This window comes from Bacillus sp. C28GYM-DRY-1 (assembly GCF_030519405.1).
GTDB classification, from domain to species: domain Bacteria; phylum Bacillota; class Bacilli; order Bacillales; family Bacillaceae; genus Bacillus; species Bacillus spizizenii_A.
In genome coordinates this window covers 198876-215434 of the sequence record NZ_JAUMKF010000002.1, presented here as the reverse complement: position 1 = coordinate 215434, position 16559 = coordinate 198876, and the positions used below count along the sequence as shown (strand labels likewise).

At 39.4% G+C, this 16559-nt stretch carries 13 protein-coding genes; 9 read left to right on the top strand and 4 right to left on the bottom strand.

Going from position 1 to position 16559, the window contains the following annotated elements:
- Window positions 1-26: 26 nt before the first annotated feature.
- On the bottom strand, window positions 27-1178 hold the full coding sequence (locus tag Q3W56_RS03210; protein ID WP_302894470.1) for a CDP-glycerol glycerophosphotransferase family protein: 1152 nt from the start codon (window positions 1176-1178) through the stop codon (window positions 27-29).
- Window positions 1179-1273: 95 nt separating this feature from the next.
- Complete coding sequence (locus Q3W56_RS03205) at window positions 1274-2047, bottom strand: WecB/TagA/CpsF family glycosyltransferase (protein ID WP_302894469.1); 774 nt, start codon at window positions 2045-2047, stop codon at window positions 1274-1276.
- A 315-nt stretch (window positions 2048-2362) separates the two neighbouring features.
- On the opposite strand from Q3W56_RS03205, the gene tagD reads away from it, so the two are divergent.
- The 5 genes from tagD to tagH all read left to right on the top strand — a co-directional run bounded on the left by tagD (window position 2363) and on the right by tagH (window position 8248).
- A complete protein-coding gene (tagD, locus tag Q3W56_RS03200; protein ID WP_302894468.1) occupies window positions 2363-2752 on the top strand; it encodes a glycerol-3-phosphate cytidylyltransferase in 390 nt (129 codons plus the stop codon).
- 18 nt (window positions 2753-2770) lie between these two features.
- On the top strand, window positions 2771-4861 hold the full coding sequence (locus Q3W56_RS03195) for a CDP-glycerol glycerophosphotransferase family protein (protein WP_302894467.1): 2091 nt from the start codon (window positions 2771-2773) through the stop codon (window positions 4859-4861).
- An 18-nt stretch (window positions 4862-4879) separates the two neighbouring features.
- Window positions 4880-5647, top strand: coding sequence for a hypothetical protein (locus Q3W56_RS03190; protein WP_302894466.1), 768 nt, complete (start codon window positions 4880-4882; stop codon window positions 5645-5647).
- Window positions 5648-5817: 170 nt separating this feature from the next.
- Window positions 5818-6645: a teichoic acids export ABC transporter permease subunit TagG gene (gene tagG, locus Q3W56_RS03185; protein WP_302894465.1), complete on the top strand. Its 828-nt coding sequence runs from the start codon at window positions 5818-5820 to the stop codon at window positions 6643-6645.
- Window positions 6646-6664: 19 nt separating this feature from the next.
- Window positions 6665-8248, top strand: a complete 1584-nt coding sequence (gene tagH, locus Q3W56_RS03180) for a teichoic acids export ABC transporter ATP-binding subunit TagH (protein ID WP_302894464.1) — start codon at window positions 6665-6667, stop codon at window positions 8246-8248.
- A gap of 38 nt (window positions 8249-8286) precedes the next feature.
- Here the strand turns inward: tagH and galU are convergent, their stop codons facing one another.
- Window positions 8287-9165: a UTP--glucose-1-phosphate uridylyltransferase GalU gene (galU, locus tag Q3W56_RS03175; RefSeq protein ID WP_019715905.1), complete on the bottom strand. Its 879-nt coding sequence runs from the start codon at window positions 9163-9165 to the stop codon at window positions 8287-8289.
- Between the two features lie 959 nt (window positions 9166-10124).
- Between galU and wecB the strand changes: the two genes are divergently transcribed.
- Entirely contained in the window at window positions 10125-11267 is a 1143-nt protein-coding gene (gene wecB, locus Q3W56_RS03170) for a non-hydrolyzing UDP-N-acetylglucosamine 2-epimerase (RefSeq protein WP_302894463.1), read from the top strand.
- A gap of 25 nt (window positions 11268-11292) precedes the next feature.
- Here wecB and tagU read toward each other — a convergent pair whose 3' ends face one another.
- On the bottom strand, window positions 11293-12213 hold the full coding sequence (gene tagU / locus Q3W56_RS03165; protein WP_302894462.1) for a polyisoprenyl-teichoic acid--peptidoglycan teichoic acid transferase TagU: 921 nt from the start codon (window positions 12211-12213) through the stop codon (window positions 11293-11295).
- 190 nt (window positions 12214-12403) lie between these two features.
- Here tagU and Q3W56_RS03160 point away from each other — a divergent pair, with 190 nt between their 5' ends.
- From Q3W56_RS03160 to Q3W56_RS03150, 3 genes are all read left to right on the top strand, one after another.
- Entirely contained in the window at window positions 12404-12724 is a 321-nt protein-coding gene (locus tag Q3W56_RS03160) for a hypothetical protein (RefSeq protein ID WP_302894461.1), read from the top strand.
- 29 nt (window positions 12725-12753) lie between these two features.
- Window positions 12754-14898 (top strand): SpoIID/LytB domain-containing protein, encoded by a 2145-nt coding sequence (locus Q3W56_RS03155; protein WP_302894460.1) that lies wholly within the window; start codon window positions 12754-12756, stop codon window positions 14896-14898.
- Between the two features lie 84 nt (window positions 14899-14982).
- Window positions 14983-16470 carry an N-acetylmuramoyl-L-alanine amidase gene (locus Q3W56_RS03150; RefSeq protein ID WP_302894459.1) on the top strand — a complete coding sequence of 496 codons (1488 nt, stop codon included), beginning with the start codon at window positions 14983-14985 and terminating at the stop codon, window positions 16468-16470.
- Window positions 16471-16559 lie beyond the last annotated feature (89 nt).

The following is a 16559-nucleotide window of genomic DNA, read 5'->3' as shown; positions in this document are numbered from 1 at the left end:
ATACCGACCTCTATTATATATAAAGGTCAGTTTGATTTCTCATTTACATAGCTTAAAAGCTGCTTACTGGCATTCCCTCTGGAGTATAGATTCCACTCACGAGAAAAGCGCTCCACTTCAGATTGGAGCTTGTCCATATCTTTCAGCTGGTCCAGGAGCATTTCTGAATCACAGCAAGGCACCCCGGGGATCACCTCTGTATATTGACGTATTAAACCGCGGGTTCTGTTGTAAGCCTCCATATCATACGTATAAAACAAAATGGGTTTGTCCAGCAGAGCAAATTCAAATGGGACAGAAGAATAGTCTGATATTAACAGATCGCTCATCTTTAAAAGGTCTGCAAGAGGGAGATCTGAAACATCCTTTATCCACGCACTATCCTCAGGTAATTCAGCAGATTCCTTCATAACAGGATGCAGTTTTACTGCAAGTAAATATTCTCCTTTTAAATCATGCTGCAGCTGTTTTTCTGAAAACGGCAGAGAAAAGCTTTCGAACTGGTCGTCCCTAAAAGTGGGCGCATACAAAATAATTTTTTTCTCTCCCGGCATATGATGTTTGCTTTTAAGGTCATTGCTGTTTTCCTGCGCCTCATAGTAAATATCGGTTAAAGGCACACCAAACCGAAGAAATTTATCACCTTTTATATCGAAAAATTCTTTGAATATGTCAGCCATATGTTCAGAACCGACGACAATTCGGTCAAATGAAGCATATACTTTCCGAAAGCGCCTTACGTCAGCCCGCGAACGATTCTGTGTGTTGATATCCTTTAACCCAAATCGCTTAAAAGCTCCATTCGCATGCCAAACTTGGATACACTCGATACCAGGCCTGCTGGTCAGAACAGTTGTCAAAACAAAATAGTTATCAACAATCACAGTCTTACTGTTCAGCATAGAAAAGACCGCTTTACATATATGAAGCGGATGTTTTTCGTTAATAACTGAAACAGTAAGCTCAGGAAATTCTTTTTCCAGCGACTTGGCATGCTGGGTAAGAAGTACATGAATGGGAAATGAAAAATGCCCCTTCTGATATTCCTTTAATATTGCACGGGCATTATCAGGAAAGGAAACCAGGAGCGTCACTTGATTGCCCGGCTTGACCCAAAACAGCAATGCGCCAATGACTTTGATGAACAAATAATAAAAAAACGCAAACCATGATTTCAATCTGTCATCAACTCAAACCGGCTTCCATAGATTGTCCGCAGGCTCAGCGACTGATTTATGCATTTCATTACATACCATAGCTCCTTTAAGGCCGATTACAGATGGCGTGATTGATCTTTGACCTGTCCTGTATATTGCGGCTTAGCTGAAGCCCGTTCATGTTTCAGCACCGCTGTAACATACTTAGGAATACTCAGCATCCTTCTCCAGCGGGCAGGATTGGTGATCAGCCTGTACATCCATTCAAGGTGAAACCGGATAAAAAATGAGGGCGCTCTTTTCACATTGCCGCTGAACACATCAAAGCTTCCGCCCAGCCCTACAGCAACAGCCTGAGGGAATAAATGGCGGTACTTATGGATAAAGAACTCCTGATTAGGATATCCTAACGCGACAAATACCATATCAGGATTTGAGGCCGCAATCTTGTCCGCCACCTCACGTTGATCCTTCACATAGCCGTCAGAGTATCCGGCAATTTCAATCCCGGGAAAATCACGTTTAACTCGCTCAATTGTTTCCGCAATCACATGCTTAGCCGCACCGTAAAAGAAAACCCGTTTTTTCTTTTGATTAGCCTTATCCAGCAGCGATCTAAACAAATCGTAGCCGGCAATTCTGGATTGAAGCGGCTTTCCAATTAACTTGGAAACCATCACAACACCAATGCCGTCTGGCAAAATAAAATCAGCAGATGAAAGAACCGCATCATAACGCGGATTCTGCATCGCTTCAAATCCGATTTCGGGATTCGCTGTTACGATGAACGCACCTCTATTCTGGTCCAAATATGACGTTTCTAAATGTGATACAAATGAAGTCAGTTCACCGTCTACAAAATCTAATTGATTAATGGGTTTCGTTTGCATCGTACCAACCCTCCTTTTCACCTATATGTCTATAAAAAACACGTGTCATTCGTATTTGTGTATGTGTAATTTTATTTGTGGATAACATAATAATAACATAAATACTTTAACGAAAACTTAACATTGATATTACAAAAAATAAACAAATAAGATTAGTTCTCTTTAGACGAAAAGCTTAAGTAATAAGTTACAGTTAAGTTGGAATTTTAAAAAGACGCTACTATCTTTTTTTTTGCTGTGATATCATATTAAATATGTAAAAAACAAGTCGATATATATTAAAAAATGTTAAAATTTCAAAAGGTGGTATAGATCGTGAGAAAAGTAATTACGTATGGAACTTTTGATTTGCTTCATTGGGGTCACATTAAGCTGTTGGAAAGAGCTAAACAACTCGGTGACTATTTAATAGTTGCAATTAGCACCGATGAGTTTAATCTTCAAAAGCAAAAAAAAGCCTACCATAGTTATGAACATCGGAAACTAATTTTAGAAACAATTAAGTATGTAGATGAAGTTATACCGGAAAAGAGCTGGGACCAAAAGATTGACGATATTATAAATCATAATGTTGATGTTTTTGTAATGGGTGACGATTGGAGAGGAAAATTTGACTATCTTTCAAACCAATGTGAGGTAGTATATCTTGAAAGAACAGAGGGTATCTCAACAACAAAAATTAAAAAGGAGATAGCAAGTCTTTGAATTAAGGGAGAATAATGTATGGCTAAAACTATTTCAGGCGCAAGATTAATTGATTTTACAGTTCAAAATAACGGCGATTGTATTTTATATATTGATATTAAAAACAATCAGAATTTAAACAAAGGGATATTTGTTTTGAATGATAGGAATACTGGTGTTGAGATGAGCATTCCTCTGATTCAAACAGGCAACCATTTTAATGTTATTCTAAATTCAAATATCTTATTTAACGGACAATTAAAAGATTGTCTGTGGGATGCTTATGTTTTGTTTTATGAAAAAAATAAACTGATAAAAAAAAGGATAAAAGTTGATAGCTCCATTCTAGATAATAATACTAATAAAATTATTTCGAAAGAAAGCAATATATGTTTTTACAGAACAAAAAAAGGGAATTTTTCAATTCAGGTAAATGAGTTTTATATAAACGTTAATCGCTTACTCACTAAAATCAAAATTGATGGTCATTTTCATTTCAATACAACTATGTCATTATCCTATGATACTAATTTATTTGATCTAAGAGACATAAAAATTATATTCTTCGAAAAAAAATCTCAAAGTAGTTATACTTTTGACATAAAAGATTACATTATTGATGAGAAAAAGACTGTTGTTGAGTTGTCTAGTAACATAGATATCACTGCGCTTTATAAACATGATCGGTTATCAAGAATCTATGATATCTTAATAGAATTTAATGTTTTTGATGTGCTTAATCAAGAAGATAAAGTATTCACATTTCCTCTATGTTCCAGTGATTTAGAGGAGAGTGTTAAAATATCGAGGGTTCATAATAAAAAGATTAGATGTGAATTAAGTAAAAAACGGAATAATGCTCGTTTAAGAGTAAATGACTATTCTTTAACTACTAGATTTTTATATAAATACAGGCGCCTTAAGGCTAAAATCAATAGTGAATTTTGTAAAATTGATAATTTGAAGAAAAAATATGCTAAGAAGGTTTGCAAATCCTTATTTTTAAAATTTAGTAAACTTCCTCCAAAAAAAAACTTAATCATATTTGAAAGTTTCGGTGGCAAGCAATACAGCTGTAATCCAAGAGCAATCTATGAATATATGATAGAAAATTGTAAAAACGAATATAAAATGATATGGAGTGTAAATAAAAGTTTTAAACAACAGTTCGACGATTATGGAATTCCATACATTAGACGGTTTTCTGTTAAATGGCTGTATTCTATGGCAAGAGCAAAATATTGGGTTGTTAATAGTAGATTACCTCTTTGGATACCTAAACCAGAGCACACGACTTATCTACAAACTTGGCATGGAACTCCATTAAAAAAACTTGCAGTTGATATGGATGAGGTTCACATGCCTGGAACTACAACCAAAAAATATAAAAGAAACTTTACAAAAGAGGCATCTAATTGGGACTTTTTAATATCTCCAAATGCATATTCTTCTGAAATATTTGCTCGTGCATTTAAATTCAAAAAAAATATGCTAGAGACTGGTTACCCTAGAAATGATTTTTTATATAATCAAAATAATATTCAACAAATCAATTCTATAAAAAGAAGACTAAATATCCCGGCAAACAAAAAAATTATCTTATATGCTCCTACTTGGAGAGACGATAAGTTTTACTCTAAAGGTAAATATAAATTTGATCTTGATTTAGATTTAAATATATTAAAACAGCACTTAGGTGACGATTATATCATCGTACTAAGAATGCATTATTTAGTTGCAGAGAATTTTGATTTGAGCAAATTTGAAAACTTCGCTTTTGATTTTTCGAATCACGGCGATATAAGAGATCTGTATATAATATCCGATTTGTTAATTACAGATTATTCTTCGGTATTCTTTGATTTTGCTAACTTAAAACGGCCTATAATATTTTATGTCCCGGACATTGATGAATACCGAGATAAACTGAGAGGTTTTTATTTTGATTTTGAGAAAAAAGCCCCGGGACCATTAATAAAAACTACTATGGGTGTTATTAAGGAAATATACCAATTGGAAGAAAATAATTTTGGGGTAGGTCAAGAATTCGACGAGTTTTACGAAAAATTTTGTTATCTTGAAACGGGAGATGCTTCTAAAAAAGTTGTAAACTCTGTTTTTGAAAAATAAGAAAAGGAGTCTTTTTAATTGAAGTTAAGAGGAAATATATTTTTTTTATTAAAATCAATCAAATCAGACTATGAAATTTTAAATAAAATACATAAAAAAATAATAGAACATAATTCTTTGTCTTATGATTCTTTTAATATAGTCAGCTTTGACTTTATGCCTAATTTTGATAATATTGTAAAGTGTAATAATCATTATCATGTTGAACAAGATATATTAAGTAGAGTGAACTACTTAAATTTTTATAATGATATAAGACCTGAAAAAAAAGCAACGAACAAAAAATTGAATGAGTTGTTAAACGAAATTGAAGGGTTGAATGTTAAAAAATATATTGACGAAAAATCAAAGACTCTAGCCTATAGATTTTACGAAAATGGTTTGTATATTAATTATATAAAATATGATGAAAATGATAAAATAAAGTTAATTGATTTTATAGCTGAAGATAGAAGTAAAACTAAACGTTATGAATTCGATATGCAGGGTAACCTTGTTAGAATTAGACATTATAATTCTCTCGGGGAATTATCTTTGGACAGATACATGGATAATGAAGAAAACTGTTACTTATCAACTTGGGTTAAAAATGGGAAAGTAACCCGAGTTCAATATCATGAAGAAACCATGGAGTATAGTACTTTAAATATACTGAAAAGTAATTGGTTAAAAAGAATAATCAGTAATCATGAAAATCCAATTATAGTTACACCGAACAATAATACACACAATATTTTAATGGATGTGAATTATATACCTATCATACAAAATATAGAGAGTTTATAGAGGATTGATTCATTGGCTGACAAATATTTCTTACTTGTCAGCTTTTTAACTTTTCACTTAATGTTTAAATGTGAAAAATCCATCAACATCTGTTACAATATTCACCGGTGCTTTCAAATTTCTTTAACCGAAAGATCCAAAAAATCATTTAAGTCTAAGGAAGATAAACAATGAATGCATTAGTAAGAATCGTAAAAGAGCAAGTGACATCGTTTCCTTTAATTTTGCGCTTGGCTTCGTATGAGACAAAGTCTCAGTACCAGATGAATTATCTTGGTGTATTATGGCAGTTTTTAAATCCTCTCATTCAAATGCTGGCGTACTGGTTTGTATTTGGTATGGGGATTCGCAACAGTCAGCCGGTCATAACAGGTGTCGGAGAAGTGCCTTTTATTGTTTGGATGCTGGCTGGTTTGATTCCGTGGTTTTTTATTAGCCCGACGATTCTTGATGGATCAAACAGTGTATTTAAGCGGATCAATATGGTCGCGAAAATGAATTTTCCAATTAGTTCGCTGCCTTCTGTCGTGATTGCTTCAAATTTATTTAGTTATTTTGTAATGATGGGCATTTATGTCATTGTCCTTTTAGCAAGCGGCGTTTACCCTAGCTTGCATTGGATACAATATATTTACTATTTAATCTGCATGATTGTATTTATGTTTTCATTTAGTTTGTTTAACTCTACAATCAGTGTGCTTGTCAGAGATTATCAATTTTTGCTGCAGGCCGTAACCAGATTATTGTTCTTTTTACTTCCGATTTTTTGGAATATCTCGGAGCAGCTCGGGAAAAATCACCCGAACCTTCTACCTGTGCTTAAGCTGAATCCAATTTTTTATCTGATAGAAGGATTCAGGAACAGCTTCTTAGACGGAAAATGGTTTTACCAAGATATGAAGTACACGTTGTACTTTTGGCTGTTCACATTCCTTTTATTGTTAGTAGGTTCTATCCTGCATATGAAATTCAGAGACAAGTTTGTTGACTTTCTTTAATACGTAAGGAGATTGTACGATGAAACTAAAAGTTTCGTTTCGAAATGTTTCAAAGCAGTATCATTTGTATAAAAAACAATCGGACAAGATTAAAGGATTGTTTTTTCCGGCTAAGGATAATGGTTTTTTTGCTGTGCGGAATGTCTCCTTTGACGTGTATGAGGGAGAGACAATCGGTTTTGTAGGAATAAACGGGTCAGGGAAATCGACCATGTCTAACCTGTTGGCTAAAATTATTCCGCCGACCAGCGGTGAAATTGAAATGAACGGCCAGCCGTCGCTAATAGCGATTGCTGCCGGTTTAAATAACCAATTGACGGGCCGGGACAATGTCCGGCTCAAGTGTTTAATGATGGGGCTAACCAATAAAGAAATTGATGATATGTACGACAGCATCGTGGAATTTGCCGAGATAGGCGATTTTATTAATCAGCCCGTTAAAAACTATTCCAGCGGTATGAAATCGCGTCTTGGTTTCGCGATTTCCGTGCATATTGACCCTGACATTTTAATTATTGACGAAGCACTTTCTGTAGGGGATCAAACGTTCTATCAGAAGTGTGTAGACAGAATTAATGAGTTTAAAAAGCAAGGAAAAACCATTTTCTTTGTCAGCCACTCCATCGGCCAGATTGAAAAGATGTGTGACCGCGTCGCTTGGATGCACTATGGCGAGCTTCGCATGTTTGATGAAACAAAAACGGTTGTCAAAGAGTATAAAGCATTTATTGACTGGTTTAATAAGCTGTCGAAAATTGAAAAAGAAGCATATAAAAAAGAGCAAACGGAAGAACGAAAGAAAGAGGATCCTGAAGCATTTGCCCGTTCCCGCAATAAGAAGAAAAAGCCAAAATCACTGGCTAATGCTATTCAAATTGCTATTTTGTCTATTCTGACTGTCTTCATAGCGGGAACAATGTTTTTTAATGCCCCGCTTCGTACAATTGCTTCGTTTGGCGCGATCCCGCAAAATGAAGTGAAGAAGCATGATGGCGATGTAAAGGGCAAGGCAGAGGAACGCTTAACAGCAGTCAATAAGCAAGGGTTTATAGCAGATGAAAAAGCGGCTGTTTATAAGGACCAGGATTTGAAACAAAAAGCTGACGTTACACTGCCATTCGGTACCGAGGTGACGGTGGCTGCAAATGGCAAACAAGCAGCGAAAATAAAGGTTGGCGGGCAGTCTTATTTTGTGAAAAAGAGCGCTGTGACAACAAACGTGAAACCTGCTGAATTGCAGGCTGCTGCCTTTACGCCTTATGTCCCGCAAAATGCAGCGTCTTCCTATGAATACTTCCTAAAATTCCTGGGAGACAGCAGCAGCAGCGTCCAATCGAAATTGACTGGATATACTGAAGGACATACAGCTGACGGCAGAAAAACGCTGGATTTTGATTATGAAAAAATCAGTTATGTACTGGAGAATGATAGAGCCTCTGAGCTTATCTTTCATAACATTTCTCCTGTTACTCCGGCGTCACTATCTTTAAGTAACAGTGATGTATTGTATGACAGCAGCAAGAATCGTTTTCTTGTGAATACTGATGATCAGGTTTTTGCGGTTGATAATGTAGAGCATACGCTGACCTTGATGTCAAAATAAGAAAAGGCTATTGGATGAATGTCCAATAGCCTTTTTGCTTATATTTCTTCTTTGTTTAGTAAACCTTCCATAAATGGAACGAGCTGATCGCGAAGCTCTTTATCCTGCATTGCAAACTCAAGAGTTGTTGTGATAAAGCCCAGCTTTTCACCAACATCATAACGCTTGCCTTCAAAGTCGTAAGCAAATACTCTTTGAATTTCATTTAGCTTTTGAATAGCATCTGTCAGTTGAATTTCTCCGCCGGCGCCAATCTGCTGCTCCTCTAAGTACATGAAGATCTCAGGAGTGAATACGTAACGGCCTAAGATGGCAAGGTTAGAAGGTGCAGTGCCTTTAGGCGGCTTCTCAACGAAGTTTTTCACCTGGTAACGGCGGCCATCACTAGTCAGCGGGTCGATTATGCCATAGCGGTGTGTTTCTTCGTCAGGCACTTGCTGAACACCGATAATAGAAGAAAGTGTTCTTTCATACTCATCCATTAATTGGCGTAATCCAGGTGTTTCTGCCTGAACAATATCGTCTCCAAGCAGGACCGCAAACGGCTCATCGCCAATAAAGTTCCGCGCACACCATACAGCGTGTCCGAGTCCCTTAGGCTCTTTTTGGCGGATATAGTGAATGTCAGCCAAGTTTGAAGATTTTTTCACTTTTTCAAGGAGTTCAGTTTTGCCTTTTTCTTCCAAGTTTCTTTCGAGCTCAGGAGAGTAATCAAAATGATCCTCAATCGCACGCTTGCTTTTTCCTGTTACGATAATAATATCCTCAATACCGGCTTCAACAGCTTCTTCAATTATGTATTGGATGGTTGGCTTATCAACGATAGGAAGCATTTCTTTCGGCATTGCTTTCGTAGCCGGCAAAAATCTCGTTCCGAGACCTGCGGCAGGGATTATGGCTTTACGTACTTTTTTCATGTTCAGTACACCTTCCTTACACAATGTCTACGATCAAATTCAATGAATCTTAGGTATTTTAATGTCTTTATTGAACATACCCATTTTTCATATTAATAACACTTTTTATCATATAAGAAAAACTAATTTTAAACAAGTAAGATTGGGTACTACCAAATCTTGAAATCAATAGAGATGATTGCTAAGGTGATGGGTGGACGAATAATAAACTGCAACATGCTTGTAACGATATAAAGGTAGTATAACTAAAGATATACTATATAATAGTAGCGGTTCATCTATTGGAGAAGGGCGTAATGTTGCAGCTCTTCAGTCAGAGAAAAGTTTGAAAGATCAATTTAAAGCCGTGCAGTAGACAGGTCGATTACCTTCTGTAATACAGCGGAAAGCCGGCAAAGGCCGTTACTTTTATTGATGCTTCACCTTGTATGGTAAGATCTTCTGCAGATTATTAGACAGGCAGTAGATAAAAAGAGGTCCTTATGGTGTTTAGTTAGCGCTATTATTTACTTGATTGTGTTGGTGAGGAATAGGAACCTAACACGGTTGTTTTTATGACGGAGAAGCAAAAAGAGCATTGTTTTAGCCGAACTCATTATTTAATCCTCCGTACGTCCATAATGAAGGCGGCCTTCAATCAGTAGCTTCAAGCGAAAAGATCCCTTCCTTTTTGCACCGCTTGTCCATTTTAAAGCTAACAGGGAGAGGGTATCTCTGACTGATCTTACCATTCCGGGTGGGAAGAAGCCTCAAAGATATTTTATCATAAGTGGATCGATGTGTTTTATTTTGGTATCAAGTATTTTATCCTGTTGTAACAAAGGGCACCTTCTGCCGTTTTAGTAGCCCCGAATTTTTAAAAAAACTTCTCTTTAATGAAGATAAAAGTAAGTCAACTTATTAAAGGGAAGCATTCAACATTCTATTTAACAAACAATTATAAGAAAAAGGTGACAATGGTGAAAAAATTAAAAGTCATGACCATCTTCGGCACGCGCCCTGAAGCCATAAAAATGGCGCCGCTCGTGCTTGAATTAAGAAAATATCCCGAAATTGAGTCTTATGTGACGGTTACAGCCCAGCACAGGCAAATGCTTGATCAGGTGCTTGAAGCTTTTAACATAAAGCCTGATTTTGATTTGAATATCATGAAAGAAAGGCAAACGCTGGCCGAAATTACGTCTAATGCGCTTGTGAAGCTGGACGAGCTGTTTCAGTCCATCAAACCGGACATTGTGCTTGTTCACGGTGATACGACAACAACATTCGCGGGAAGTCTTGCCGCTTATTATCACCAAATTTCCGTCGGCCATGTAGAGGCGGGGCTCAGGACAGGAAACAAATACTCGCCGTTTCCCGAAGAGCTGAACAGGCAGCTGACGGGATCGATTGCCGATCTTCATTTTGCGCCGACAGAGCAGGCCGAACAGAATGTACTCCGCGAAAATAAAGACCCTGAGACGATTTTCGTCACTGGAAATACCGCAATTGATGCACTTCGCACAACAGTGAGAGACAGCTATTCACATCCCGTTCTTGAAAAAGTCGGGAATGACAAGATGATTTTGCTTACCGCCCACCGCCGTGAAAATTTAGGGAAGCCGATGGAAAGCATGTTTAAAGCGATCAGGCGGATCGTCGAAGAATTCGACGGCGTACAGGTTGTTTATCCTGTTCATCTCAATCCCGCTGTTCGTGAAACGGCTGCAAAGCATTTTGGTGATTTGGATAGAGTACATCTGATAGAGCCGCTCGAAGTCATTGATTTTCACAACTTTGCGGCTGAAGCTCACTTTATCCTCACCGACTCGGGAGGGGTGCAGGAAGAAGCACCGTCGCTCGGAAAGCCGGTCCTCGTGCTCCGTGATACGACTGAACGGCCCGAAGGCGTTCAGGCCGGGACGCTTAAACTGGCAGGCACGGAAGAAGATAAGATCTATCAGCTGACTAAACAGCTGTTGACCGATCAAGATGAATATCGCAAAATGTCCCGGGCTTCAAACCCGTACGGGGACGGACAGGCTTCGCGGCGAATTGCGGAGGCGCTGCTTTATCGGTACGGATACCGAAGTGCGCGGCCTGACGTGTTTAAAGATAAATAAATAGCTTCCTTTTCAGGAAGCTATTTTATTTATTAAGGCTTTCTTTCAGTTCAGCTGTAATGTCGGACAGGGAGCTTTCGTCGGCTTTGTAATAATAAATTCCATTGATTTTTGTGCCGTCACCTTTTAGTTCATGCTGAACGACTTTTGAGCGGGCTTCTTTATAGCCGGATTGGATATCCCACATATCGTCAAATGTGAGATTCGTTTTAACGTTGTTTTCGATCACCGTGAACATATCTCCGAATTTCGTGATAGATGATATATTGGCGCCTTTATTAATGATACCTTCGATGACTTGACGTTGCCTGTTCTGGCGCCCGAAGTCGCCGTTCGGGTCCTCTTTTCTCATTCTCGTATAAGCGAGCGCTTCTTTTCCATTCAGCACAATCTCACCTTTGCCGAATGAATATCCGTCATATTTGAAAGCGAATGTACTGTTCACGGTAATGCCGCCGAGCGTATCTACGACATCCCTGAAGCTTTCCATATTGACCTTGATAAAATAGTCAACAGGAACATCGAGGAAGTTCTCAACTGTGTCAACCGTCATCTGAACACCGCCGAATGCATATGAATGGTTGATTTTATCCAACTTGCCTTTGCCAATAATTTCAGTATACGTATCACGCGGGATGCTCACCATTTCCGTTGTTTTCGTTTTCGGATTCACCGTCATATAGATAAGGGAATCTGCGCGCCCCTTGTCACCGTCCCGTTCATCGACACCCACGAGAAGCACGGAAAATGGGTCATGGTTATCAATGTCTACATCTGAATCGCGTTTTTTTGATTTGTTAATATTTTCATGAATGTTCGCTACAGTAGATGCCGCTTTATGCCATAGAAAGTAGGCGTAACTTCCTGTGCTAAGAACAAAAATGCCAATCAAAGCAATAATTGTATATAGAATTTTTTTCTTTTTCTTCGTCTTTTCAGATCTCATATAGCCCTCACCTTTTAATAGTCTATTATGATTATAAGTTTCTTATAATTCGAAAACAACAAAAATTTACACATGTTTAAAACAGACGAAATCCATTTAAAAACGTTTCCCTAAAAACAATATGCAAAAATTTAAGTTATAATTAAAGAATCTGTTGGTATTTGTCGATAAAAAGGGAGAGGTGAAGAAGATGAAAAAACTCTTAGTTCTAACATTATCAATGCTGCTTTTGTTGTCAGGCTGCGGCACCTCGGGCCAATCGGAGGACAAAACAAGCTCAAACAATAAAAATGCGGCAGCTGAAGAAACCGTCACTAAAGAAGGTTCATTCGTGGGGTTGGCTGACAGCCATACAATTGCGGTTAACATCAATGGCAAAGAAACAACGCTTCAAGTCGATGAAGATCTTCAAGACAAAGTCAATTCCATTGAAGAAGGCAAAAAAGTCGAAGTCCAATATACAAAAGGTAAAAATGTCGTTTTGGAGCTGAAAAGCATCGAAACAAAATAAAGTGCTGAATCAAGGGGGTACATAACGTTTTGAAAAAGATGAAGCTTCTGCTTCTGTCGTCAGTAACTGCTGCAGCTCTGATGTTTACACAATCTGCCCAGGCTGCCGACAAAACAATTTCGGTAAAGTTAAGCAATTATTTGGGCAATAAATCAAGTGTTGATGTCGACATTACCGGCGCATACGAAATCCCGGGCTCGGGAATCGCCGCGACAGAGCGGTACGGCGGGGCGACCCGCTTCGATGTGGCAAACAATGTCGCTTCTGCCGGATGGACGAACCCGAGCACTGTCATGGTTGTCAATCGGGACGCTTTTGCGGACGCGCTTTCTGCAACTCCGCTTGCAAAGAAGTACGATGCGCCGATTCTATTAACGGATGCGGGTACGCTGACGGCGAAAACCGAAACTCAAATTGCCAAGATGAAGCCTGATAATATCTTAATTATCGGGGGAACAACGAGTGTTTCCAAAAATGTTGAAAACACGCTGAAAAAGTATGGGGCAATTGACCGTATCGGCGGCGCCAACCGCTATGATGTGTCCAAAAACATTGCGAGCCGGATGGGGGCCTACAGCCAAGCAATTGTTGCCACCGGCTTAGTCTTTTCCGACGCTCTGTCTATCGCGCCTTATGCGGCAATGAACGGTTATCCGATACTGCTCTCAGGGAATAATACAATCCGAAGCGATTACAATATTCCGAGCAAGGTTACGATCGTCGGCGGTCCGTTGAGTGTCAGCACAGGTGTTGAAAGCACATTAAAGAAAAAAGCGGCTGTTACCCGCATCGGCGGAGCGAACAGATACGAAGTGTCAGCGAACATTGTCAACACGCTTAACATGAACGCATCAAAGGTTTTCATGTCTAATGGAACGACTTTTGCGGATGCGCTGGCCGGTTCCGTCCTCGCTGCCAAACAAAAGCATCCTTTGTTGCTTGTCCAAGCGGGCAGCCTGCCGGCTCCTGCCGCAGATGTAGTCGCCAAGAAAGAAACCCAGTCTTTTGCTTTGCTCGGGGGAACCACTTCGATCACGGATTCATTGAAAAATAGTCTGGCAGACATGCTTACCGGAAACGGATACTCTGTTAATCTATCGAGTGGAAAGCTTGTGCTTTACAAAAACAATAAAGCCGTCAAAACACTTGGCACGTCATTTACGGCATCACCCAAAAAATATTCGACATCCAATTCCATCAGCATAAACGGAAGGCCTTATTTGGGTAACATGAAGTTTACGATTGAATCAAACAAATATGTTCGGCCGATAAACGAGAACATTCCGTTCGAAGATTATTTAAAAGGTGTTGTGCCGCACGAAATGCCGGCAAGCTGGCAGACGGAAGCGTTAAAAGCCCAAGCGGTGGCGGCGAGAACTTATTCGGTCGATTCCGCAGGGAAAGTAGTGGCCGATACACAGGCGTTTCAAGTTTACGGAGGATACGACTGGAATTCCAAGACATCCAGTGTTGTAAATGCCACAAAAGGACAAGTTTTAAAATATAACGGCAATTTGATTTCAGCCGTTTACTCGTCAAGCAACGGGGGATATACGGAAGCAAGCGCAGAGGTATGGGGCGGCAATGTTCCATATTTAATTGCCAAAGCGGATACATATGACCCGAAAAATAGCTGGTCGATTTCCTTGAATAGGACGCAGATCAATACCAGCGGCTTAAACCTGAGCAGCCCTGACACATGGTGGAATACGACAAATGAAACGAACTCCGCATATTTGTCTGGACTAAAAAGCTGGTTTATTACCAATAAATATCCTAGTGCAGAATCTATTAAGATTACGAAAATCTCAAGCCTGACCCTGAGCAGCGCAAAAACTGCCGGTCAGCGGCCGAAAACAGCAGAGGTGAAGTTTTCTTACTTTGTTAAAGATAAATCAAATGGCTATGTTCTATCAAACGGAAAACTTTCAGAAAAAACAGCGACGATTTCCGTGACGACGACTCAATTAAGATCGATGCTGGGCGGCATGAATATGAAGAGCACGTATGCTTCTGTATCCAGCAATACGAACACATTTACTCTCAGCGGTAAAGGATTCGGACACGGTATCGGCATGAGTCAGTACGGAGCAAATGCCAGAGCTGCTGCCGGGCACGATTACAATAAGATTTTAAGTTTCTACTTTCCAAATACGACTCTATCAAGCTATTAATAGAGTTTGAACAGGAGGCAGCAGTGCCTCCTCTGTTCATGTTGAGGGGAAAACATAACATTCACATTTTTGGAGGTTATTTTTTTGAGGGTTTTTCTTAAAGCTGTACCTATGTTGTTGTTAGGGTTCTTTTTGTTTGTGCCTAATGTATTTGCGGCCAATTCTGTTACAAGATTAGACGGTGCAAACCGTTATGAGGTTGCGGTGTGCGTTTCCAAGCAGGGGTGGACAAGTGCAAGCACGGTGATTGTTGCAAATGGAAAGGCATATGCAGACGTCCTTTCAGCGACTCCATTTGCCTATCGAAACAACGCGCCTGTTCTATTAACAGAAGCTTCTAATCTGCCAACGGCCACTAAAAACCGAATCAGTCAATTAAAACCCAGCAAAGTGATCGTAATCGGCGGAACCGTCAGCGTTCAAAACGGCGTTGTAAGCGAGATCAAAAAGCTGGGTGTGTCATCTGTCGAACGCATCGGCGGAGCAAATCGCTACGAAGTTGCGGCAAATATTGCGAATAAGCTGCCGAGTAATTCAAAAGCTGTCATCGCAAATGGAACGGCGTATGCTGACAGCCTTGCGATCGGCGCATATGCCGCAAGAAACGGCATTCCGATTCTTTTAACATCGTCGAATTCCATACCGACAGCGACAAAAAATGCGATGAATAGCAAAGGGACAACATCGACCATTGTCGTAGGCGGTGAAGTCAGCATCTCCAGAACCGTATACAAACAGCTTGTTTCTCCGACGCGGATCGGCGGTAGCAACCGCTATGAAGTCGCGTCCAATGTAGTTAAGAAATACTATTCTTCTGCCAAGAGTGCTATTATAAGCAACGGCTATGCGTATGCCGACGGATTAACAGGATCTGTTCTGGCGGCTAAACAAAACCGTCCGATGATATTCACGAATGCATCATCTTTGCCGACACCGACAAGAGAAGTAATCGGGTCTAAAAACATGACGACGTTTACCGTGCTCGGCGGAACGGTGTCTCTTCAATCGAATGTCGTGTCACAGCTGAAGAATCCGATCGTCGGCAAAAAAATCTTCATTGATGCAGGGCACGGAGGTACAGACAGCGGTGCTGTCGGCAACGGTTTATATGAGAAAAGCGTGAACCTTGATGTTGCTAAATTAATTAATACAAAACTATCAAACGGCGGGGCGCTGCCAATTATGTCGAGAACGAACGACACTTACCTGACGCTCGCACAGCGCGTGTCAAAAGCGCAGTCAAATCATGCGGATTTGTTTGTCAGCATCCATGCAAACTCGGCAACGCCTGCTGCTTCCGGAACAGAAACCTACTATTATACAACATATGAATCTGCCAACAGCAAAAGGCTGGCAACCGAGATTCAAAACCGTCTCTATGTAGCGTTGAATACGACAAACCGCGGTGTGAAAATCGGCAACTTCCATGTCATCAGGGAATCCAAAATGCCAAGCACTCTTGTTGAACTTGCCTTTATCAGCAATATAAACGATGCGGCAAAACTGAAAAGTGCTACTTACAAAGAAAGAGGCGCTAAAGCGATTTACGACGGAATCGTTGCTTACTATTAAAATAGTTTTTCGGAAAAATTAGCCTATGCTGTCTTTGTTTTGTCTTTATAATATAGTATGATATTTTTGATGATTTTAAAGACAAAACG

Coding starts and splice junctions, on each gene's coding strand:
- tagH (WP_302894464.1), top strand. CDS start 6,665: ATGAAACTAAAAGTTTCGTTTCGAAATGTTTCAAAGCAGTATCATTTG.
- tagU (WP_302894462.1), bottom strand. CDS start 12,213: ATGAGATCTGAAAAGACGAAGAAAAAGAAAAAAATTCTATATACAATT.
- galU (WP_019715905.1), bottom strand. CDS start 9,165: ATGAAAAAAGTACGTAAAGCCATAATCCCTGCCGCAGGTCTCGGAACG.
- Q3W56_RS03160 (WP_302894461.1), top strand. CDS start 12,404: ATGAAAAAACTCTTAGTTCTAACATTATCAATGCTGCTTTTGTTGTCA.
- tagG (WP_302894465.1), top strand. CDS start 5,818: ATGAATGCATTAGTAAGAATCGTAAAAGAGCAAGTGACATCGTTTCCT.
- Q3W56_RS03195 (WP_302894467.1), top strand. CDS start 2,771: ATGGCTAAAACTATTTCAGGCGCAAGATTAATTGATTTTACAGTTCAA.
- Q3W56_RS03205 (WP_302894469.1), bottom strand. CDS start 2,047: ATGCAAACGAAACCCATTAATCAATTAGATTTTGTAGACGGTGAACTG.